This window comes from Wolbachia endosymbiont (group A) of Lasioglossum morio (assembly GCF_947250585.1).
In the GTDB taxonomy this organism is placed as follows: Bacteria; Pseudomonadota; Alphaproteobacteria; order Rickettsiales; family Anaplasmataceae; genus Wolbachia; species Wolbachia pipientis.
On record NZ_OX366327.1, the window covers coordinates 205,342 to 228,019 of the forward strand.

A 22,678-nucleotide genomic window follows, 5' to 3' on the forward strand; every position below is an offset into this window, starting at 1 on the left:
TCGTTATCATATAAATTATGCTGATGAATTGAACTAAGGGAAGATTATGAATGAAGAGATAGTAAAACATTTGAACAAATTATTGACCAATGAGCTGACTTCTGTACGCCAGTATCTTTTGCATTTTGCGATTCTCAAAAACAATGGAATTAATAGACTTGCAGAAAAGGTAAAAAATGAGCTTAATGAAGAACTTGAACATGCAAACAAGTTGGCAGAAAGAATTTTGTTATTCAAAGGAGTTCCAAATTTTCAGGATACAAACGAAATATCAAAGCATGATGGAAAGTTTACAAAAGACACAATACGGAAAATCTTAGAAGCTAATTTGAAATTAGAGGGAAAAGGTATTAAGGATATCAAAGAAACGATTTCTATCGCTGAGAAAGAAAAAGATTTTGTTAGTGTAATGTTATTAGAAGAGATGTTAAAAAATGAAGAAGAGCACTTCCATTGGATTGAAAAACAGATTGACCTTATTGAACTAATGGGTGTTGAAAACTATTTAAGAACACAAATATAGAGTGTTAAAAAAAATAGTATTTATTTTAATTGTACCTTGCTTGCTCCTTTTTTTATTAGGATTATGGCAAGTATTCAGATTGAACTGGAAGAATAATATTATCAAAAATATGAGTCTTCCAGTTGTTCATCTATTGCCCAATAACGACCTTGAAAAATTTAACTATAGGCATGTCAAGATTGATGGGATTCTAAGTGACATAGAACTATATGTTTTTGCAGGACAACATGGCTATCATGTGTTATCTCCTATGCTACTTACTACTGGAAATTATATGCTAGTGAACAAAGGAATAGTTAAAGAAAAAAAAGAGGAAAGAGCAAAAATTGAAAAAGTAGCTGCAGGTGGAGTTTTATATTGCAATAGCAGTAAAAGCAAAAATTGGTTTATCAAGAACGATACTGCTTCGAATACATGGTTTACCCTGAGTACAGAGGAAATTTCCAATGAGTTAGGTATTAAGCTAGAGAAGTGTATATTGTGGCCGAACAATTTTGGCAGCAAATTAGCTATACAGCCAATGAAGCATTTGGAATATGCAATCACTTGGTTTGCACTTTCCTTAACTTGGTTGATTATGTGCATAATTTACCATAGGCAAAACCTCAATAAAGCTTGAAGCTTTCTGTACATAAAATTAGAGAAGTAGTTATTCATCTTTATCACTACCAAGGTCTTTTAACATACTGTAATTGCCTTTTCTGAATCTACTTTTTAAAGACGTAACTCCACTTTCGCTAATACCACTAAGGCTCAGTGCAGCTCCACCTAGCTGCAATCCTATCTCAGATGTTTCAGGAATAATTTTACTAGCTCCTAGATCTCTATAAACCTCCACATTACTCAGATCTGGTAAGCGTATTACAATATTTACATGCGGAAAATTTGCTGCAACTAAAGAAACAACTTTTTTTATAGTAACTTCATTCTTTATTGAAATAACGAGAGCTTGAGCTCTTTCTATTCCTACTGATTTTAAAATTTCACATCTTGTAACATCTCCAAGATATATAGGAAAACTATCACTTTTTCCTTCTTTGACTATTTTCGATTGAATATCTACAACAACGTAACTTAAATGCTCTGCAGTAAGCATTTTTGTTACCATATATCCCACTCTACCAAATCCAGCAACTATCACATGGTTATAAAGATCTTGTGTATCTGTTTCAACAGCTTCATCATCTAATATTGTTTTCTCAGTGCTAAATGAGCTTGCTATCCAATCTCCAAGCCCCGATAAAAGAGGAGTGAAAGCCATGGTTACTGTAGTTACCATCATAAGTACTTGAGCGATTTCACTTGGTAGCACATTTAGCTCATCTGCTAAGCGAAATAAAATAAACGCAAATTCACCGCCTTGTGAAAGCAGTAACCCAGCTTGTATAGCAGGTGCACTCTTAAACCCAAAAAATCTACACAATATATATATGATAGATGTTTTTAAAACGATAAGGATAATCGATAATAAAGTAATTAGTGGTAACTTATTGAGTAAAAGTTCGGTATTGATGGACATACCAACAGTCATGAAAAATAAACCAAGAAACAAATCTTTAAATGGCAATACTGCGTGTTCTACTGAGTGTCTATATTCTGTTTCTGCAACTAACAATCCAGCAACAAATGCACCTAATGCCAACGATAAATGAAATTGCTCAGTAATAAACGCTGCTCCTAATACTATTAAAAGCGTTGTTGATATAAAGACCTCATTACTTTCCATTTTAGCAATAATCGAAAATAAAGGTCTAAGCAATAATCTACCAGTTATAAATATCAGCACTAATGCAATAGCTGCTTGCATCAATGAACCTGCCAATGAGCTTATCAGGCTGTGCTCAGAATTGCCAGCAAGTAAAGGTACCAATACTATTAATGGTACCACTGCAAAATCTTGCATTAATAGCACTGCTATCGACAACCTACCAACCTGACTTGCTTGAGAACCTTTTTCTTGCAGAACCTGCAACACTATTGCTGTTGAGGATAGCGCAAGCCCACCACCAATAACTGTTGCTATATTCGTATTCACTCCGAAAGCAAGAGCGATGCACCATATTGCTACCATGGTAACTATAACTTGAAGAGAACCGAACCCAAATACATGAATACGCATAGCGATCAGGCGCTCAAATGTCAATTCAAGGCCTATAATGAATAATAGAAAAACTACACCAAATTCTGCAAGATTATCCATTGCTTCAGCTGAGTGTATCAGATTAAATCCATGAGAACCAATAACTGCACCTGCAACGAAGTAACCAAGCACTGGACTAATATTCATTTTCCAAAATGCTATGACTATAAACACAGCAGCAGAAAGTAAAATTATAATATCAAACAAATGCTGAGAGCCACTGTGCATGATATTTAACCTGTAGAATTAGACCATTTAATTGAGCAGCCAATACTTGATTCTTGGTCAATTGGAGAATTACCAGTTTCTGCAATAAATTTCATAGCTTGAAATAAGTCACTACTTCCTACTTCATAGCTTTGAACCTTTTCTTTTTTTGTGTCGTTAAAACGTCCACGATAGCAAAGGTTTAAATTGGAATTAAAGCCAAAAAAGTCAGGAGTACAAACAGCCCCGTATTCTTTAGCTATTTTCTGTGTACTATCAATCAAATATGGAAATGTAAACTTATTTTCCTTGGCAAAATTAATCATATTTTCAAAGGAATCTTCTGGATATTCATTTACATCATTTGGCATTATTGCAATGGTGTTTACCTGATAATCTTTTTTCAATTGATCAACATCGCTCACCAGATTGCTAATAATTGACTGAACGTAAGGACAGTGATTGCATATAAACATTATAATAAGACCATTTTTTCCACAACAGTCACTTAATGCATAATATTTATTGTCTACTCCCAAAAGATTAAAATCTTTTGCAGTAAAACTAAAATCGACTTTAGGAGTATTCAGAGCAACCATAGACTATTATTATACCATATGTAATTTACGGTCTTATTATTTAAATGTCAAACGGTTTCTATGTATACTGTTTGCATATTCTTTTTTAGTATTATAATTATAAAACTTATGTTCATAACTTTCGAAGGAATAGACGGCTCTGGTAAAACAACACAATCTGAGCTACTTGCAAATCATTTTAAGCAAATTCGCGGTGAAAATAGCGTAGTATTGACTCGGGAACCAGGCGGCACTGATTTTGCAGAAAAGATAAGAGGAGTGTTGTTAACAAATAATATTGATCCTATTTCTGAACTCTTGCTGCTTATCTCGATGAGGCACGAACATATGAAAAAATTAATATTACCAGCTCTTGCAGAAGGAAAAATAGTGATTTGTGATCGGTTTATTGACTCAACTATTGCATACCAAGGATATGGGTTTGGAGTTGACTTAGGGCTAATAAGGGACTTACATAAGCTAGTGGAAATTAAATATCCAGATATTACATTCATTCTAGATATTGATGTTAAAGTTGGGTTAAGTAGAGCAAAAGACAAGAATAAATATGAAGAAATGAATGTTAATTTTTACAATAAGGTCAGAAAAGGATTTCAGGAAATAGCCATAAAAGAGCCCGTTAGGTGCAATGTTATCACTAAAATTGAAATAAAAAATGATAATCACGTACACAATGAAATTATTGATAAAATCACCTAGCTTGTGATAGAAAATTATCAATTTCAGGTAACATTATTTCATATGAATAACTTTTTGTTTGAGTAGCTAAAAAATCCTGTATTTTGTCTGGATCTTCTTCACTTATCATCTTATATGCCCTTGCGAGGTTCATTAATTCACTTCTATTTTTTTTATTGCTTACTTCAGTAATAGTAAAAAATTGATCAAAATGGTCTAAGAGGTCTTTATTTTTTATTGAAGACACAATATCGTCAATTTCTTTCACATATAATGCAAGTTTGTGTGCTTTACTACGATCTTCAAAACAAAGATTAACAAGCACGTTGCGAAACCTATCTTTCGTAGTACTTCTCACTTCTGCTAATAAGGACTTAATATTTTCTTGGCAATGCACTCTCTTTACCGATTCAGCCGGTTCAACCATACCAAGAACATTCTTTACCAAAGATTTTTCTTCACAACTAAATATGAACATGTAATAACCCATCGATAAAGTGAAGAGCAAGAACATAGCCGGGAGTAAAAACGGAGCTAATACATTTTGTGACGCAGGGAAAATAAACCAGGTAACAGTTGCTATTGACACAGTTACAAATAATCCTGATAAACATAATTGTGCTTTTCTTCTATAATTCTGATCAATAACTGTACTTACACCAATAGAAGCTATATCAATCATTACTCACACCTCATTAAACATTAATACTAACTGAATGATAGCATTATTGTGATGAAAATGCAATATTATGAATATTTTAATACAATTTATATTGACAGTTACAATTCTAAATTGTTTTATTGCAGCGTTAGCTGATTAACATTTTTAAGATGAGGTCAACTCTCATAGAGAGAGGATTTTTTTATTTTCTCATTCTTCTCATTTTCCTATCTAACAATTTTTTTTCCATTTAATATGTCCTTTATTTCATCTCCTGTTAAAGTTTCAAACTCCAGTAGATTTTCGGCAATGAGATCTAAGCCTTTCTTATGCTTGGTCAAAATCTCTTTTGCTTTTTCATAGCAAGAAGACACAACTTTCTTCACTTCTTCATCTATAAGTTTTAACGTATCTTCAGAAATTATGTCAGAACCATGCATGGTTTGTTCGCGATTGTGATAGATCGGACCTATTTTGTCACTCATTCCCCATTTTGTTACCATAGAACGTGATAAATCTGATGCTTGTTTTATATCCGAAGATGCACCGCTTGTGACTTTATCATAGCCAAAAATTAGCTCTTCTGCCACACGTCCACCCATTGCAACAGTTATATCTGCTAGCATCTTTTCTCTTGTGAGGGACACTCTATCTGTTTCTGGTAGTCTCATCACTAAACCTAGGGCTCTACCCCTTGGAATAATAGTTGCTTTGTGTATCGGGTCAGAGGCAGGCATGTTGATAGCAACTACTGCATGACCAGCTTCATGGTATGCAGTCAGTCTCTTTTCCTCTTCTGTCATAATTAGGGATCGTCTTTCTACGCCCATCATCACTTTATCACGTGCATATTCGAAATCATCCATGGTAACAATCTTCTTGTTTCTTCTTGCAGCGATAAGTGCAGATTCATTCACCAAATTTGCTAGATCAGCCCCTGAAAAACCTGGTGTTCCTCTTGCAACTGTTTTCACGTTTACATCTGGTGCTATTGATATTTTCTTTATATGAGTATTTAATATCTTTTCACGCCCATTTATATCGGGTAAAGAAATAGTAATCTGTCGGTCAAAACGACCAGGTCTAAGCAGTGCTGGATCTAAGACATCCGGACGGTTAGTCGCAGCAATTATTATTACACCTTCATTAGACTCAAAGCCATCCATCTCAACTAATAACTGATTTAATGTTTGTTCTCTTTCATCATTGCCGCCACCAAGACCAATGCCACGATGTCTACCCACCGCATCTATTTCATCTATAAAAATTATACAAGGAGCATTTTTCTTGCCTTGATCAAACATATCACGAACACGACTTGCACCAACACCCACAAACATTTCAACAAAATCAGATCCAGAAATACTAAAGAATGGCACATTAGCTTCTCCTGCAATTGCACGAGCAAGTAAAGTTTTACCAGTTCCAGGAGAGCCAATCAAAAGGCACCCTTTTGGTATTTTTCCACCTAATATTTGAAATTTTTGCCTTTGTTTAAGAAAATCAACGATCTCTACTAGCTCTTCTTTTGCTTCATCAATTCCGGCAACATCATCAAATGTTACTTTTTTTCCACTAGTCATGAGTCTAGCCCTTGACTTGCCAAAGCTTATAGTTCTGTTGCCCCCCGCTTGTGTTTGTTTAAGAAAGAATAGCAAGAAGCCAATAAAGATAAATGTTGGGACCCATGAGATAAGTAATCCACCAATTACGTTCATGGCAGAATCTCCAGTTGAAAAGGAGAATCTCACTTTTCTATCATGTAAATTTTTTATTAGGTCGCTATATATGACACCGCTTGAATTGAAACTTGAACCGTCCCTGAACTTGCCTTCAATGCTCTGGTTTTTTATGACAATATTTTCTACATCATTGTCTTCTAGTCTAGTTAAAAATTCCGAAAAAGGTATAATTGTTTTACTTTTACCTACATTTCCGCTGAACTGAATATAAGCAACTGAAATAAGAACAATAATTACTAACCAGATCAATAAGCCTTCTAAAAATTTTTTCATTTCTATTTCTAACTAAATACTAATCAAGCTTACCAAATTTTGTTTTATCGTGCTATTAATAATGCATTGAACCTTATCGTCATTGGTATTTTTTCCGTTATAATTTACATCAGGATAAGCAAGCACCTTTCCATCTTTTAGCACTACAGGCAAAGAATAGAAAACTTCAGGGCAGCAGTTGTAATCCTTCAGAAATTCAGGAACTTTTTGTGTTTTTTTTAATGGAGCGATGATAACTGAACACTCTTGATTTCCGAGTATTGTGCAGCTAAATCTGTTATCCCATTGAGTAGGTTCATTTAAAGGTAGGTTTAAGGTAATTTCTTGTATCTTTGACGATTCTCTAATTATCAAGATATTTTCTCCATGTTTTCTTATTTTACACCCAGAAAGTGTACAGTTAACATTACTATCCTTTTGCAATATTTTATTAAATATTACGATAAGGCTGTTGTACCTTGGTTTATAATGTTTACTGGCAATTGCCATTATGGAGTAAAGAAGAAGCCTCAAGGCTATTTCCTCTGGCAATTGATAAAACTCACTTAGTTTAATTTCAATATAACCAAGATCATGCACATTAACGCAGTCATTAAACGCAAGGCGTGTGTAGTGCATCAACGCTTTTGCAGCTCTTTTCATATGAAGGGCTGTGAGGCATATTCGCTCTGTTAAAATCTCTTGATTATCACTTGCTTTAAGTAAGTTACGGTATAAAGTTCGCCTGTATTTTAAGTCATAGTTGCTTCTATCTTCGATCCATTTTAACCGATGAAGCTTAGCGTACTTTTCTATTTCACTACGACTAAAATTTAACAATGGCCTAAATATATAAATACCATTTAGGAAAGACTTGTAGTCCATTGATGATAATCCATCTACGCCACTACCTCGCTCTAATCTTAACAAGAACGTTTCTGCTTGATCATCTTTGTGATGAGCAACAAGTAAATATTTAACATTATTATTTTTACACCACTCTGCTAGTAACTTATACCGTGCTTTTCGTGCCTGTAACTGAATATTGCCTTTAATATTTTGCTTCTCCCAATTTAATATGAACGATTCCTTTGCTCCAAGTTCCTTTGCATAACTTACAACAAAATCAGCTTCTTTTTGAGACTCTGGACGTAACCCATGATTTACTGTTAATGCTGTAGGAAGTGAAAGCTTGTTTTTTTTTGCCCAGTTAGTCATTAAGTGCAGTAAGACTATACTATCTACACCACCTGATACTGCAACTGCAACTTGATTGTTATAGAAAGCAAAACTATTAACCACATTTTGAAATAATAACTCTAATTCCATTATGTCTCTTGATGGCCAGACAGGTCAGATCTCTTACGTCATACCGCGACTTATTTGTGGTATATATAGATCCCGCTAACAAGCAACGAAATATGACAAGTTTGTCCTTTTTTGTCTACCCCAGTGCCCTTTCTTTATGTCATCCCAGTGTTTGACACTGGGATCCAGGTTTTAATGCAAGAAACTATTTCTTTATTCCAGAAAATGAAAATTCCACTCTACGATTTTTAGCATGCTCTTTTTCATATTTAGAATTTCTAGAATCATCTTTTACATTAACCAAAGGCTCAGTTTCACCTTTAGAAGCAGTTTTTATTCTGTTTTCTATGTAGGGTGTACAACTAACCATAAATTTTTTAGCTGCATCTGCCCTTCTAGCGCCTAGCGCAAGATTATATTCATGAGAACCACGGTTGTCAGTGTGACCAGTTAAAGTAACCTTCGCGTCAGGGTTATCTTGTAACACCTCCATTACGTCAAGTAATGCATCTGCACTTACTTCAGCAATACTAGATTCATCATAACCAAAGAAAACTCTTTTATCACCTATCTGCTTAACAACAGAATTTATTTTATTTGTTGTATTTGCTCCTTTTTTTGGGCAAGAACTTACACCAGTAAGTAATAAACAAAAACAGCACATTATAACCAGTCTACTCCACATTACTAAACCTCCATAAATTTTAAATAGTGCGTAACTTTAATTTCAGTAGCTAATATCTCTCCATATTGTAATATAGTCAAGAGAAATAAAATACTAAATACTTTTTCTACAACCTTACAATTAATTTTCCTATAATATGCTGGACTCTGAGTAGAAAAATCCAATAAAAGAATAAAAAGTACAATTTTTTATTGTACTTTAAGCAAATATACTTTTAACTTTATTATTAATCTATTACGGTATTAAACAGATGTTTTCTAAAATAATGAACAAATATGCAATCTTATAAGTTTTTAGAGGAAGTATTATATAGGGTAAAGAATATCGAAAATACGCTAAAAGTACTAAACCAAAGCCAATTGAATATAGAGGACAAAGTTGAACAAATGAGTCTTCTAGAAGAAATCAGACATGAAATTATCTCTCATGACGCAATAAAGGAATCATTAGCAGATGCTCTTGGTAACAAAAAAAGTGCAAATACTCAGCAGCTAAAGTTAATAGAGAGAATACATAAAAGCAACAGTGCTGTTCCTATTGATTTAGTAAAGTCTTTATCCAAAGCTAAGGTTGAATGCCAAAATTTATGGAAGCTATCTCATTCTGAAACCAGTAACTTAGAAAAACTAAAAGAACGTTTTACTGATTTAATCACACTCATTCGCGAAGTAGCTTCTATAAAATCGCAGCAATTAAAATGCTCAAAATACGACTCACTGCTTGCTGACTATGACTCTGATATCACAGAAAAGAATATAAGGGAAGTATTCCCCAAGGTAGGCAAATTTTTTAGCGAAAATGTAGATAAAATAATTGAAAAGCAGAAAAAGGATAAGGTTACTAATATACAAAAAGTTGCTACTCAGAAACAGATTGAACTTGGCTCATTATGTTTACAGCAAATGGGTATTGCACTAAATGAGATTCGTACTTCTTATTACTACCCTATAGATTATGATGAATCTGATTTTTGTTATGGTTTATTTTCACTTTTACGGCATAGTGGTTATGCAATTTATCAAAAATGTTTAGCGCAAAATTCTATAAGTAGTCCAATTACGAGACATGTTATGTATGAAACTCAAGGGTTATTCATGGAAAGGATGATTGGAACATCCAGAGAATTTATTGAGTTTATTCAACCACACATAAAAGAGAAATTTGCTATAAAAGGCAAAACTAACGAGAAAGTTAGCAGTGTTGAAAATTTGTACTTGATTTTCAATGAAATAAACCTTTCTTCTTTTTTAAAAAATGCAGATGAATTTAGTCTGTTAGCTCATATTATGTTGAGAACTAGGTTAGAACAAGATATAATAAATGGTACATTGGAAGTCAAAGACCTGCATGATGCGTGGCTGGAAGGTATGAAGCACTATAAAATTCCAGTAAAAGCTGAAAATGAGCTAAACACTTATTTTCAAGATGAATATTGGGCAAGCGGTGTTATGGGCTACTTTCCTATAAAAATTATTGCTTTAATTGCTGCTGTGCAGATTTTCTCTTGCGTTAAAAAGAATCATTACGAATCATTAAGTGCTATAATAAAAGGAGATTTTAGTTTACTTATCAGTTGGTTATCTCAAAATATATACAGTGCAAAGTGTGGCCTGGAACTGCTAAAAAAAGTAACAGGTAAGGGTTTAGACGTTGAGTGTGTTACTTACTACTTATCTGAAAAGTATAATTTGTCTTAATAAATGGTTTTCTTGAGTTATGTATGAATTTTGTTCGAAAATTAACCGGAAAGTTTTGTAGCCTTTTCACTTTCAAAGGTTTATTCGCTAGCGATATTGCTATAGATCTTGGCACTGCAAACACTTTAGTTTATCAGAAAAATCAGGGAATAGTGCTTGATGAGCCTTCAGTTGTAGCAAGAATAAAAGAAAAAGGAAGCTACGTTCCTTATGCTTTTGGTAAAAAAGCTAAAATGATGCTTGGGAAAACGCCTGGAGAAATAGAGGCGATAAGGCCCTTAAAGGATGGAGTTATTGCTGATTTTAAAAGTGCGGAAGAAATGCTAAAATATTTCATACGCAGTGCAAACACAAAATTCACTGTTAATAAACCTAATATTATCATATGCGTTCCATCTGGATCCACGCCAGTTGAAAGGCGTGCTATACAAGATGCAGCAGAAAGTGCTGGTGCAAATGAAGTATTTTTAATTGAAGAACCAATGGCTGCAGCAATCGGAGCTGGGCTCCCGGTTACTGAACCTGAGGGTTCTATGATTGTTGATATAGGAGGCGGTACAACTGAAGTTGCAATTATTTCTTTAGGTGGAATTGTTTATTCACGTTCTGCCAGAGTAGGTGGCGATATTATGGATGAAGCAATAAAATCATATATTCGTGAAAATCATAAATTATTAATCGGTGAAACAACCGCTGAGAAAATTAAGAAAAGCATAGGTTCAGCTAGTCTGCCAGGTGAAAATAACAAAGAGGGAATGATAATTAAAGGCAGGGATTTAGTGAGTGGCATGCCAAAAGAAATGCTTTTATCAGAATACCAAGTTGCAGAGAGTTTAATAGAGCCTGTACATCAGATAATTTCTGCTATTAAGACTGCGCTGGAGAGCACTCCACCTGAACTTTCTTCTGATATAGTCGATAGAGGAATAGTTTTATCCGGTGGTGGTGGATTATTACGTAATCTAGGTAAAGTTATCAGTGAAACAACAAAATTACCGGTTCGTGTTGCAGATGACCCACTTTGTTGTGTTGCCTTAGGTAGTGGAAAAGTGCTTGAAAACATGGATTATTTTGGCCATGTTTTATTCAAGCAAGATTAAATTATTTTTGAAGGTAGTTTATCGAATTGTTTTGATGGAATTATGTAATATAAATGAGATCCCAGTGTCATGCACCAAGTAATTTGAAGGCAACTTCTAGCAGAAAAGGGTGTCATCCGAGTAGCTAACACTGGGATCCAGGAAACTTGATTACAAATAAATATGCTGTTTTAATGAATTTGTGTAATAGAAGCTAGATTCCAGTGTCAGCTACTTTCATGACATCATCTACTATGTAAATTGCCCCCAAATCAAAACGTTTGCACAGTTGTATGTTGGAATGACACAAGATTTGCGTTTATAAATTAAGGCGATTATGCTAAAAGAATTTGAAATTGAACCTCTGCTAAAAGATAAAGCTCCGCACCAGACCAAGGCTATTGTTGCAATGTCCGGGGGAGTTGATAGCTCGGTTGCTGCAGCACTGCTACATAACCTTGGGTACCAGGTGATAGGTGTGACTCTTCAACTCTATGGCACTGACGGTAATGCTAACGCAAGAAAGGGTGCATGCTGCGCTGGACAGGATATTTATGACGCTAAGCGTGTAGCTGAAAGTGTTGGCTTTCCTCACTATATTTTAAACTATGAGGAAATATTCAAAAAGGAAGTAATAGAGGATTTTGCGAGTACCTATATGCGTGGGGAAACTCCCATACCATGCGTGAGATGTAACCAAACGGTAAAATTTCGTGATCTATTGCAAGTTACAAAAAATCTTGGTGCGGATGTGCTCGTAACAGGACATTACGTGAGAAGGTTAGAAAAAAATGGTGAGGTAAAGTTGTGCAGAAGCATTGATAAAAGTAAAGATCAAAGTTATTTTTTGTTTGCAACTACTGAGGAGCAGTTAAAGCTTTTGCGATTTCCGCTAGGTGGGTTCTATAAAAGTGATATAAGAAAATTAGCAAAATATTTCAGTTTACAAATTTCTGAAAAGCCAGACAGTCAAGATATATGCTTTGTTTCCGAAAGCTATAGTAAAACAATAGCTAAATTAGCTCCACAATCTGTACAGAAAGGTAAAATAGTGGATGTTAATGGAAAAGTGCTAGGCGAGCACAGTGGCATAGTAAATTTTACAGTGGGGCAAAGAAAGGGCTTGGGTATCGCACACAATGAACCTCTTTACGTGATAAAAATTAATACAGAGAATAATGAGGTTATAGTAGGTCCGATCAACGTATTAATGCAAAAAAAAATATTGATCAAGGAGTTAAATTGGTTAGAACAACCAAAGGAAGGTATGGAAGTAACTGTGAAGCTGAGATCATCACATGCGGGAAGTTTAGCAACAATACATTCAGCTGACGAAAAAAATAAAGCCTGTGTCATTTTAAACGACGATTACTTTGGCATCAGTCCAGGTCAAGCCTGTGTAGCGTATAAAGATGAGCAAGTTATCGGCGGTGGATGGATATGCTCTTAACTAAAAGCTTTAATGCAGAGTGTAAACATACAATAGACTTCTTGCATAACCATATAACATTGGGAATAGAAACAAAAAAACTTGCTTGACAAACTTCGCCAGCCCCCTTATCATGAAACTGAAGCTATTTATTTATCTTCTCTGTACAGATTAAATGACAAAAAAACTCACGTATCTGGCGTCTCATGTTTAATTTTTTGCACTATGTGCACTCTATGTCTTTATCAAATTTCTGGGTTTTTACCTACACAAGCTGAAATACGCTTATAAAGCATTTAAAACATTAAAAAACGCCAACTTAAAAAATGGATAGTGAATAACTAGCTACCCTAGGGTTTCTTTTGCCTTTTTTTCTGTTTAGTAAATTTCTTAACGTTTATAATTTAGATTAGTTGCGGCTTAAAAGCAGCTAAATCGCGGTTATTAAGTGTTTAGAATAAAAAAACGCCATACTTGAAAGTATAATGTAAGTAATTAGCCAACCACGGGGCTTCTTTTGCCTTTTTTTTCATTTGGTAAATTTCTTAATGTTTGTAGCTAAACGACAACCGTCATCCCGCTGCTTGTTAGCGGCTAAGAGATACCGCGAATGAATCGCGGTATGACGGTTCGCGGCGGCATAAAGATAAGTCTCGTCATCCCGCTGCGTGTTAGCGGAATCTCTTGTTAGCGCTGCGGCGGTATGACGGTTCGCGGTGGCATGACGATAAGCCTTGTCATCCCGCTACGTGTTAGCGGGATCTATGTTGAGAGATACCGCGAATGAATCGCGGTATGACGGTGTAGATAGTATCCCGCTGCGTGTTAGCGGGATCTCTTGTTAGTGCCGCGGCGGTATAGCTATACCTTTTTCTACTTAGTTTGGGTTATGCAAGAAGTCTAATAACATTTGTTGCTATTTTGCCATGTATCCCTTATACTATAAAGTAGAACATTATAGGTTTCAGCAATGATAAAAGAAATTGAAGAACTAATAAAAATTGTTGGTAAGGGTAATTTATTAGAGACGTTATTTATTTTTTTAGGTAGCTTTCAACATGCTGACTTAGGTCGTTTTATGGATCACAGAAATCATTTTGGTTTGTCTGAATTCATTAGAAAAAAAGAGGAACCATTAGATAAATATTTTAACTTAAAATTTAGTCTACAAGGGCTGTTTTTAATTTATGCTCAAGCTTATCAAATTCTAAGTGAAAACAATAACCTGAATACTAAAGATGTCATAGATAAAATATATGAAGTTATTAAAGGATCTGAGTTAAATGAATATATAAATGAAGTAGTAGATGGAAGAAAATTAGATTTACTTAACATCTTAGCAAATCCAAAGAGAGAACCAATATTTAAAACAGAAGAAGATTTTGAAAATAAAGTACTCATTGGTCTTAGAAAGTTACTAAGTGAAGGAAATACATTAAACAAATATGACAGAGAATTTGCATTAAATAAGTGCGTTATCAGCAGCTATTATTCCATTCATGACATAAAAGCAGATAAAGATATAGCATTGTTCTTTTCTTTGGGTGGTCACTATAAAGAACTTTCGTCATCTAACAAAACAGTAAAAAGAGAAGTATTAGAGATATGTGAGAATCAGTTAATAGAGAGCTATATAATGTTCTTAGCTGGCAAACTACACATGATCGGATTATCAAGTAGAGATAAATATACAATCGACCATGAGAATGTGGATCGGCAAGAGAAAGCATTGAAAATGGATGGATTAATATATCCTATAAATACAAAAAACACCCTAGAGCAACTGTTAAAAAACCAAAATAGTGATGAATTTGAACAATTAATAACGAGCCCTGATAATATATACTACTCAGTGCTGCAAGAAGAGAATGAATGTAGGCCAAATCCTATCACCAGCAAGAAAAAAGAAAAAGACCATAAAAACACAGTCTGTAAACTTATTTTAGGTATGTTTGTATTATCTGTTGGGTTATATGTTGCTGATTATTTCTTTATGGAGCAAAAATTGTTCAACTCAATAAAAAATGTTTTGCCACAAGACAACCTTACTAACCTGATAGTTGGTGCGGTGCTTACTATCGTAATAGTATATGCCTTATTTCAATTATTGGAACCACCACAGGAACCACCACTTTCAACAGTCAATAAGATGACGAATGAAAATTTAGGACCGCTCCATGCAAAACAAGCTTAGAACTACATAAATGTAGCAACTTAAAAGTACATATTGTATAATGCTTATTCTTAAGTTAAGAGGTAATTTATGGATTTAAGTAAAATAACAGCAGGACCAAATGCGGTGAATGTGGTAATTGAAATAAGTGCAAATGCTGAGCCTGTAAAGTATGAATTTAATAAAGAGCTTGGGTTGTTACAAGTTGACAGATTTTTATCTACCTCAATGACTTATCCTTGCAATTATGGGTTTGTACCAAATACCTGCGCAGGTGATGGTGATCCTGTGGATGTTTTGGTGCTAACTCAGTTTCCCTTAGCATCTAGTGTTTTAATATCGGTGCGTCCGATAGGCGCATTACTCACTAAAGATGAAAAAGGAGAAGATGAGAAAATATTAGCTGTGCCTGTTTCCAGTGTTGATAGCTATTATGACAATATAAAGGACTATTCTGACTTATCTAAAAGCCTACTAGATAAAATTACTCATTTCTTTTCTCATTATAAAGATCTAGAAAAGGGAAAAACGGTAGCAGTTGGAGAATGGGTTGGTGTGGAAGAAGCAAAGAAAATCATTGAAAAAAGCAGAAATTAGTTTTTATTGATTTATAGCTAAAGTGGCTTAGGTTTGCCCACAATTTGAAAAACAACAAATTCGTCATTCCGCTACTTGTTAGCGGAATCTATACCGCGCACAACTGTACGAACATTGCAATATGGCACATAGTAAACGATGTCATTCCAGTGCGTGACACTGGGATGACAAGAAAGGGAGCACTGGAATTTTTGTTTCAGCATTAGCCATGCATCTGAACAGATACAAATATTGCAATTAAAAGCATTAGACAGGTGGTAGAGGTCTTGGTATTATATAATCTTTAGGTTCTAAATTTGGAAGGGTGGCCGAGCGGCTGAAGGCGGCGGTTTGCTAAACCGTTATACGACCCAAAAGTCGTATCGAGGGTTCGAATCCCTCTCCTTCCGTATACTGTTTTTAGCACGGTTTAAATTCGCTATATTAGCATGTTTACCTGATCTTATTGTAATGTTTTTTTTATTTCCATCTTTAACTATTAAAAAGTTGGCTAGCATTGACTCAGTATTTATTATAGAATTGGTCATTAACTAAACAACTTTGCTTGTATGTATAGAATACTAATTTTACTGTTAATAGTGTTGCCACTTAGGTTGCTTGCAACCGAGATTGAAATTGTTGCAGATGTAAATGGTGAACCAATTTCAAATTTAGATATCGAAAAGCGCATCAACTTTATAAATTCATTGTTTGGCACTCAAAGCGTTAATCAAAAAGAAGCAAAGCCTCAAATTCTTAGGGAGCTAATAGACGAAATTATCATTATCAATGAAGCGCAGAGGCTGAATATAAAATTGAGCAACGAGGAGTTAGATAATGCTATCATGTTATTTTTAACCCAAAGTTTTAAACTTAAGGCTAATGAAGTTGATCAATACATAGAGAAGCATAATATAGATCTTGGTATTTTAAGAAAACAAATAAAATGTCAGTTACTGTGGAGCAAAATTATTGAAGTAAGAATTGTGCCATTTATTAATATAAGCGATAAAGAAGTAGATGATGTAAAAAGGCAAACAGAAAAGCCGGATTATCTTATCACGTTCCAAGAGTTTATAATTCCTGATCAAAAAGACAAGGACGTTTATGGTATAGCTGAAGATTTAGTAAAAAAATTACGCAACAGTAATAACCCAGAATCTCCAATAAAGATGCGTAAAGCAACAGTTAATTTAAGTCAGCTAAAAGGAAAACTCAAGAGCGTTTTAGAAGGATTAGAAACCAGCGACATAGCAGGTCCATTCAGTTTCAGTGAAGGTTACTCCGTTATAAAAGTAATAGATAAAGTACAACTTAATCATGCACTGCTGGAAAGCACTTTAAAATTAAAACAGATTGTGGTTGAAGGTTCAGAAAGTTTATTAGATAATCTCAAGGAGCAAAAAGTTAATTGTTTAAATTTTGATAAATTAGCAGATAATTTTAAGCTGCCAAACGCAAAAGAATTTGAAATAAAAATGCGAGATTTAAATCCTGATTTACAGATTTTATTTAGTAAAACAAGTGTGAATGAAATAGTAGAATTGAGAGAAAATGGCACTGCAAAGTTGATGATGTTGTGTGATATCAAGAGTAATGTAGCGGGTATAGAAGCAATCAAACAGAAAATGTACCAACAAAAGATTATGATACAAAGCAACTTGTTATTAGATGATATGCGTAAAAATGCAGCTATCAGTTATCGGTATAGTTGAAGTCAGAGAGTGTCCTTGTCTCTGTCTTTGTGTGCCTTTGTTCTACAAAATTTCGAAAAATTTGAACAAATGTAGTTAAAGTAGCACATGAAGAATATAATGCTAATTGGTGGTGGAGTTGGAAATGCAGTGTTATTTTCGATAGGGAAGGCATGTCTTGAAAATAATAACAAGGTTTTGTACTTCGCTGGCTATAAGAAGTTAAGTGATGTATTTAAACGAGCACTGATAGAGCGTGCATCAAATGCAGTAGTTTGGGCATGTGAAGAAGGATTGATAGAAACAAGCAGAGATCAAGATAAATCCTTTCATGGTAATATAGTTGATGCAATAGTCTCTTATCAACAAGGAAGATTAGGTATTAATTTGAACGTTATAGATAAAATTATCACTATTGGTTCTGATAAAATGATGAAAGCTGTGAATGAAGCTAGAAAAACAATTTTAAAGCCATATCTGAAGTCAAGTCATATAGCAATATCATCAGTTAATTCTCCTATGCAGTGTATGATGAAAGAAATCTGTGCTCAGTGTGTGCAGCAACATATAAATGCGAAAACAGGAGAAAGGAGTTTTGTTTATAGCTGCAGTAATCAAGACCAGGATATGGAATTTATTGACTTTGATTTTTTAAGTGAGCGCTTGAAGCAAAATAGTTTACAAGAAAAACTCACTGCGAAATGGATAGATCATGTTCAAAGATATTAAACAGCACAAAAAGGAAATAAGAGAGCAATATAGAGCTATAAGAAAAGATATTGATGAAAGTTATTCCAGTTATGCAGCAAATTCCCTTATTAATCTCTTTAATCAGAACTTAAGCTACGTTAAAGGCAAAACAATTGCGGCTTACATTCCAATGGATGGGGAAATAGATGTTGTGCCTTTGATGCATAGTTTACTCGATTTAGATTATAAAGTAGCAATTCCTAATAAAAATAAGTTACTAAAATTTGAGGAATGGAACAAAACAAATGAAGACGTAATTCCTGACACAATCATTACTCCTGTTATTGCTTTTGATGATCATTTTAATAGATTAGGTTTTGGCGGTGGTTGGTATGATACAATGATAAAAAAATTACGGCCGCTTGGAAAAATATTTATAGGTGTAGCCTATGAGAAACAATATTGTAAAAATCTACCTGTAGAACAACATGATCAAAAATTGGATATTATAATCACTGAAATGTGTGTTAGATTTGAAAGTGGATTGCTCAAAAAAGTGGATAAAAAGGAGTAGCGCAATCCCTCTTTCTGATAGTAATTTTTGCGTCAAAAAATGCATCAACTCGGTCCTGTGATTCCTCCTTCACTAACTCGTGCAGCACTTGAAATACCTAAGTGAGAATTTGGCTTCATTTCCTGAGCTTTCTCATTAACTTTTTGTTCTACCTCTTTTATGTCACTACCAATTGCCATAATTACAGGTTGAAATTTATTTATAAGGTCATTAAGTGCTTTCATATCTGCTACATGAGTACTGAGGCCCTTTTCCAGAAGTCTGCTCATATCATCTTTTGAAAAATTTTGAATGGTTCCATTCTTTACTAACTCTTGTATAGCAGATCGCTGCCCTTCATTTTGAAGCATTTCTAATATTTTTTTCCCATCATCAAAACCTTTTTTAGTGTCAACGTTTTTGTTATCTTTAAGACTAATGTTTGCAATAGTTTCAAGCACGTTTGTTCTTAATCTGCTAAAGTTATTCTCTCTTGCTTGAACTGTAGGTAATTTATCTATTAAATCCTTATATGAACTTTTCACTGCTTTTCCTGTTTCAATCGCACCTTCTTTTATTTTTTCCCCTGCCTTTCCTATACCTATTCCTACATAACGTGCTCCAATAGCTACAAGCGCTACTAATGTAGCAAGCACAATAAGCGGAGAAAATGCTGCTCCTAATACCATTACGGCAGAAGCTATTCCAATTTTTTTATTTGCAGATGCTGATTTAAAATAATTGACTAGATTATCCAGTGGACCTTTATTATTATTTATAACATTACTTATTGCTTGTTGGTTAACAGATTCTAACGCCTCTTCTATTATTTTTGAGTTAACATTTTCAGAAGTTAAACCTTCAAGCGCTTCTTCAATGAATTTTATAAATAATTCTTTGTTGACCTCCTTTTGCAAGCCTTGGTCATTAATCGCTAAACCTAAATCTTTGAGGTTCATCCCTTTAACTTGTTCTGATAGGGTTGTAAATAACTCTTTTTTCCCCTCTTGTGAGGATTGTGCAATACTTTCTATTATATCTGAAATAGCTTTTCTTAGTTCTGGATAGTCAGTGTCAAAAAACATACTATTGCTAGATTCCATATTCAGCTTCGTTGATTATAAATATGCCTAATTATACATACTAATCATTAATTATATTATAATTGATATAACATACCCCTTTCCAAATATAGAATTTGTATTAAAATATCTAGATTATATGAAATCAAGGTACTTTATGGGTGAAAAAAAATTAAAAGCTGCTGTGGTCTTATCAGGGTGTGGTCACCTTGACGGTGCAGAGGTAAGAGAAGCGGTTTTAAGTTTGCTTGTGCTTGATCAGCAGGAAGTGGATGTTAAATGCTTTGCACCTGATATCAATATCACACAAGTTATGAATCATAGAACAAAAGAGGCAACAAAAGAAAAAAGGAATGTACTTGTGGAAGCAGCAAGAATCGCAAGAGGCGAAATATATGACTTAAAAGAAGCCAAAGCTGAAAATTTTGACATGCTAGTTGTACCTGGTGGATACGGGGTTGCGAAAAATTTATCTGACTTAGCTGAAAGTAAAGACATGGTGACAGTAATGCCTGAATTTGAAAGATTAGTTTCAGAATTTTTTGTTACAAAAAAGCCAATAGGAGCGATATGCATATCTCCAGCCATCATTGTTTCAATTTTAAGTAGCAAGATAGGTAAAGAAGAAAGTAAGGTTAAGGTAACTATAGGAGATGACAGAGAACAGTTGATAGAAAGGCTTGGCGGCGAGCACATAAAATGCGATACAGAGTTATCAATAGAAGACGAAGAACATAATGTATTTTCCTGTTCTGCTTATATGCGTAGCGACGAAAGTACATACTCTGTATATCAAGGGATAAAGCATATGATTGACAGCATGGTAAAAAAGATTAACAAAAAAACTAAACAGCCATTCCTATAAGGTGTACTAAATAAGACTTCTCTATTAATCACACAATTAACTGTTGAATTTTACATTTCTAGCTGTATTATGGCTACGTAGCTAAAGTAACTTAGGTTTATCGACGCTTTACTACTTGTTAGCGGTGTGGTGTAGTGGCCATATATGTTTAGTTCTTTTTTTTAAGGTATTTTGTATGTCAGATCTTTTCTATATTGAAACTACGTGTTGTGTGGACGGTCAGTGTGATGTCTATACAGGGGAAGTGAGTTTTAATGATGTCATGTTAGGCAAGTTCAGTCTAAATTCGTGCAGCGGGAAAGAAGCTATGATAAATCTAGACATTATTACATTCGATATTAATATCGCTATTGATGGTCAAAATGGAAAGACAATAAAAAAAGACCTTAAAGGTCTTGAATTTGTAACTAAAGATGATGGTTCTTGGTATATTAATAAGGATTTTGGTAATGATAAATTTGAAATTATAGTAAAGCAATCATAATTTTACATCTCAGGTGTAACATTTAGTATAGGTGCTACTCTATTTATAATGTTTCTTACTATAGGCGCAGCAATTACTCCCCCGGTATGGTGCATCCCTTGAGGCTCATCAATAGCAATTAGCACTATGTACCTTGGGTCAAGCATAGTTAGCACTCCTATAAATGATGCTATGTTTGCATCTTTGCTATATTTACCATCTACAACTTTTTCCGCCGATCCAGTTTTTCCTCCTATTGAATATGCCTTTATTTTTGCTTTTCTGCCAGTGCCATCTGTTACTGCTGCACGTAATAATTTTCTCATTTCCCTGGAAGTTCTTCTTGAGATAATTTGCTCTCCTATACTTCTTTTATTCAACATCAAGGTTGCGTTATGAAATATCCCATTGTTGATTAATGCTGCTGCAGTTTGTGCAAGATGTATAGGAGTTACAGCTATGCCATAACCATAAGATGCTGTTATTAAAGTGTTTTCACTCCATTTATCCGGGATTATCGGTGTGGATTTTTCTGGTATTTCTATTTTCAAAGGAGAAAATAGCTTCATAGCTTTAAAGTATTCTACCTGTTTTTCAATACCTAATTTGACTGCAATTTTTGCTGCACCAATGTTGGATGATTTTACGAATATATCTTGCACAGTAATTTTTGGAATTTTAGATTTGTGAAAATCCTGAATTTTATACTTTCCAATGGTGATTGGTGTTGATACGTCATATAAATCGCTAGTTTTTGTAGCGTTCGCATCAAGCGCTGCGGCTATTGTAAAGTATTTTAATACCGACCCCATCTCATATACCCCAAGACTGGCGCGATTAAACTTTTGTACGTCTTCTGCCTTATTCTGTAAGTTGGGATTAAAATCAGGTAGGCTGACCATCGAGATGACTTCACTATTTCTCACATTTAAAACAATTCCTACTCCGCCAAGTGCCTGATATCTGCTTACAGCTTTAGTTAGCTCTTCATGCACTATGCTTTGCACTCGTGTATCTAAGGATAGTATTATGGGCTTTTCTTGCTCATTGTTTTTACTTATATACGCCTCAACTCCTGCAATACCATTGCCATCTATGTCAGTGTAACCAAGCACGTGTGAAAATAAATTACTGTGAGGATATATACGCTTTATGTCGTCATAAAAATTTACTCCTGGTACACCAGCGTTTTTGATCGCTAGTAATTCTTTTGGAGTCAAGTGCCGCTTTATCCAAGCAAATTTCTTTTCTGAAGTAAGTACTCTATATAAGTTCTTGTATTCGAGGTCATGCAAAGTAGAACACAGTTGTGCTGCTATACTTTCCGGATTCTTTACTTTGGTTGCATCTATATATAGTGATGTTGTGGGCACATTTGTTGCTATTACCACTCCATTTCTATCTAAAATATCAGGTTGTTTATGTACTATATTATCTTTTCTAAAATTTTCTGAAGTAGTAGGTTGATCAAATGTTAAAGAGAATATGCGAAAAATAATTATTATATAAAATATAAATAATGGTACTATAAAACACAGTGAGCGGAGCTTATTTTTAAGTAATGCTTGCATATTTACTTGAT

The 22,678-nt window shown here is 34.2% G+C and carries 22 protein-coding genes and 1 tRNA gene; 15 read left to right on the forward strand and 8 right to left on the reverse strand.

Annotated elements, in window-relative coordinates:
• Window positions 1–46: 46 nt before the first annotated feature.
• Together bfr and OOK89_RS01070 are read left to right on the forward strand one after the other, a co-directional pair.
• Window positions 47–523, forward strand: a complete 477-nt coding sequence (bfr, locus tag OOK89_RS01065) for a bacterioferritin (RefSeq protein WP_007549093.1) — start codon at window positions 47–49, stop codon at window positions 521–523.
• Window position 524: 1 nt separating this feature from the next.
• Entirely contained in the window at window positions 525–1,142 is a 618-nt protein-coding gene (locus tag OOK89_RS01070) for an SURF1 family protein (protein ID WP_006280475.1), read from the forward strand.
• A 30-nt stretch (window positions 1,143–1,172) separates the two neighbouring features.
• On the opposite strand, the gene OOK89_RS01075 is transcribed toward OOK89_RS01070, so the two are convergent.
• Window positions 1,173–2,891 carry a monovalent cation:proton antiporter-2 (CPA2) family protein gene (locus OOK89_RS01075; RefSeq protein ID WP_264719087.1) on the reverse strand — a complete coding sequence of 573 codons (1,719 nt, stop codon included), beginning with the start codon at window positions 2,889–2,891 and terminating at the stop codon, window positions 1,173–1,175.
• 5 nt (window positions 2,892–2,896) lie between these two features.
• Window positions 2,897–3,469 carry a thioredoxin family protein gene (locus OOK89_RS01080; protein ID WP_264719088.1) on the reverse strand — a complete coding sequence of 191 codons (573 nt, stop codon included), beginning with the start codon at window positions 3,467–3,469 and terminating at the stop codon, window positions 2,897–2,899.
• Between the two features lie 108 nt (window positions 3,470–3,577).
• Between OOK89_RS01080 and tmk the strand changes: the two genes are divergently transcribed.
• On the forward strand, window positions 3,578–4,168 hold the full coding sequence (gene tmk / locus OOK89_RS01085; RefSeq protein WP_264719089.1) for a dTMP kinase: 591 nt from the start codon (window positions 3,578–3,580) through the stop codon (window positions 4,166–4,168).
• On the opposite strand, the gene OOK89_RS01090 is transcribed toward tmk, so the two are convergent.
• From OOK89_RS01090 to OOK89_RS01105, 4 genes are all read right to left on the reverse strand, one after another.
• Window positions 4,161–4,829, reverse strand: coding sequence for a hypothetical protein (locus tag OOK89_RS01090; RefSeq protein WP_010081999.1), 669 nt, complete (start codon window positions 4,827–4,829; stop codon window positions 4,161–4,163). The two genes, tmk and OOK89_RS01090, sit on opposite strands and share 8 nt — an antisense overlap.
• Window positions 4,830–5,035: 206 nt before the next feature.
• The gene (gene ftsH, locus OOK89_RS01095; protein ID WP_264719091.1) at window positions 5,036–6,823 is read right to left on the reverse strand and encodes an ATP-dependent zinc metalloprotease FtsH; all 1,788 of its coding nucleotides are present in this window, start codon (window positions 6,821–6,823) and stop codon (window positions 5,036–5,038) included.
• Between the two features lie 12 nt (window positions 6,824–6,835).
• A complete protein-coding gene (gene tilS / locus OOK89_RS01100; RefSeq protein ID WP_007548788.1) occupies window positions 6,836–8,131 on the reverse strand; it encodes a tRNA lysidine(34) synthetase TilS in 1,296 nt (431 codons plus the stop codon).
• A gap of 184 nt (window positions 8,132–8,315) precedes the next feature.
• Window positions 8,316–8,795: an OmpA family protein gene (locus OOK89_RS01105; RefSeq protein WP_010081889.1), complete on the reverse strand. Its 480-nt coding sequence runs from the start codon at window positions 8,793–8,795 to the stop codon at window positions 8,316–8,318.
• Between the two features lie 275 nt (window positions 8,796–9,070).
• Between OOK89_RS01105 and OOK89_RS01110 the strand changes: the two genes are divergently transcribed.
• From OOK89_RS01110 to OOK89_RS01155, 10 genes are all read left to right on the forward strand, one after another.
• A complete protein-coding gene (locus OOK89_RS01110) occupies window positions 9,071–10,492 on the forward strand; it encodes a gluzincin family metallopeptidase (RefSeq protein ID WP_010963135.1) in 1,422 nt (473 codons plus the stop codon).
• Between the two features lie 23 nt (window positions 10,493–10,515).
• Window positions 10,516–11,592: a rod shape-determining protein gene (locus OOK89_RS01115; RefSeq protein WP_264719092.1), complete on the forward strand. Its 1,077-nt coding sequence runs from the start codon at window positions 10,516–10,518 to the stop codon at window positions 11,590–11,592.
• 316 nt (window positions 11,593–11,908) lie between these two features.
• Complete coding sequence (gene mnmA, locus OOK89_RS01120; RefSeq protein WP_264719093.1) at window positions 11,909–13,021, forward strand: tRNA 2-thiouridine(34) synthase MnmA; 1,113 nt, start codon at window positions 11,909–11,911, stop codon at window positions 13,019–13,021.
• Between the two features lie 949 nt (window positions 13,022–13,970).
• Window positions 13,971–15,194: a WD1261 family protein gene (locus OOK89_RS01125; RefSeq protein WP_264719094.1), complete on the forward strand. Its 1,224-nt coding sequence runs from the start codon at window positions 13,971–13,973 to the stop codon at window positions 15,192–15,194.
• 69 nt (window positions 15,195–15,263) lie between these two features.
• Window positions 15,264–15,770, forward strand: a complete 507-nt coding sequence (ppa, locus tag OOK89_RS01130; RefSeq protein WP_182321076.1) for an inorganic diphosphatase — start codon at window positions 15,264–15,266, stop codon at window positions 15,768–15,770.
• Between the two features lie 44 nt (window positions 15,771–15,814).
• Window positions 15,815–15,976, forward strand: coding sequence for a hypothetical protein (locus OOK89_RS01135; RefSeq protein ID WP_010963140.1), 162 nt, complete (start codon window positions 15,815–15,817; stop codon window positions 15,974–15,976).
• Between the two features lie 92 nt (window positions 15,977–16,068).
• A tRNA-Ser gene (locus OOK89_RS01140) sits at window positions 16,069–16,159 on the forward strand.
• Between the two features lie 159 nt (window positions 16,160–16,318).
• Window positions 16,319–17,464 (forward strand): SurA N-terminal domain-containing protein, encoded by a 1,146-nt coding sequence (locus tag OOK89_RS01145; RefSeq protein ID WP_155968436.1) that lies wholly within the window; start codon window positions 16,319–16,321, stop codon window positions 17,462–17,464.
• A gap of 87 nt (window positions 17,465–17,551) precedes the next feature.
• The gene (locus tag OOK89_RS01150) at window positions 17,552–18,172 is read left to right on the forward strand and encodes a ferredoxin reductase domain-containing protein (RefSeq protein WP_155968434.1); all 621 of its coding nucleotides are present in this window, start codon (window positions 17,552–17,554) and stop codon (window positions 18,170–18,172) included.
• Window positions 18,156–18,707, forward strand: a complete 552-nt coding sequence (locus tag OOK89_RS01155; RefSeq protein WP_006280381.1) for a 5-formyltetrahydrofolate cyclo-ligase — start codon at window positions 18,156–18,158, stop codon at window positions 18,705–18,707. The genes OOK89_RS01150 and OOK89_RS01155 overlap by 17 nt, the downstream gene beginning before the upstream one ends.
• 44 nt (window positions 18,708–18,751) lie before the next feature.
• Here the strand turns inward: OOK89_RS01155 and OOK89_RS01160 are convergent, their stop codons facing one another.
• The gene (locus tag OOK89_RS01160; protein WP_264719095.1) at window positions 18,752–19,789 is read right to left on the reverse strand and encodes a hypothetical protein; all 1,038 of its coding nucleotides are present in this window, start codon (window positions 19,787–19,789) and stop codon (window positions 18,752–18,754) included.
• 136 nt (window positions 19,790–19,925) lie between these two features.
• On the opposite strand from OOK89_RS01160, the gene elbB reads away from it, so the two are divergent.
• Window positions 19,926–20,633: an isoprenoid biosynthesis glyoxalase ElbB gene (gene elbB, locus OOK89_RS01165; RefSeq protein ID WP_022626165.1), complete on the forward strand. Its 708-nt coding sequence runs from the start codon at window positions 19,926–19,928 to the stop codon at window positions 20,631–20,633.
• 175 nt (window positions 20,634–20,808) lie between these two features.
• Complete coding sequence (locus tag OOK89_RS01170; protein ID WP_039963709.1) at window positions 20,809–21,117, forward strand: hypothetical protein; 309 nt, start codon at window positions 20,809–20,811, stop codon at window positions 21,115–21,117.
• A 2-nt stretch (window positions 21,118–21,119) separates the two neighbouring features.
• Here the strand turns inward: OOK89_RS01170 and OOK89_RS01175 are convergent, their stop codons facing one another.
• On the reverse strand, window positions 21,120–22,667 hold the full coding sequence (locus OOK89_RS01175; RefSeq protein ID WP_264719097.1) for a peptidoglycan D,D-transpeptidase FtsI family protein: 1,548 nt from the start codon (window positions 22,665–22,667) through the stop codon (window positions 21,120–21,122).
• Window positions 22,668–22,678 lie beyond the last annotated feature (11 nt).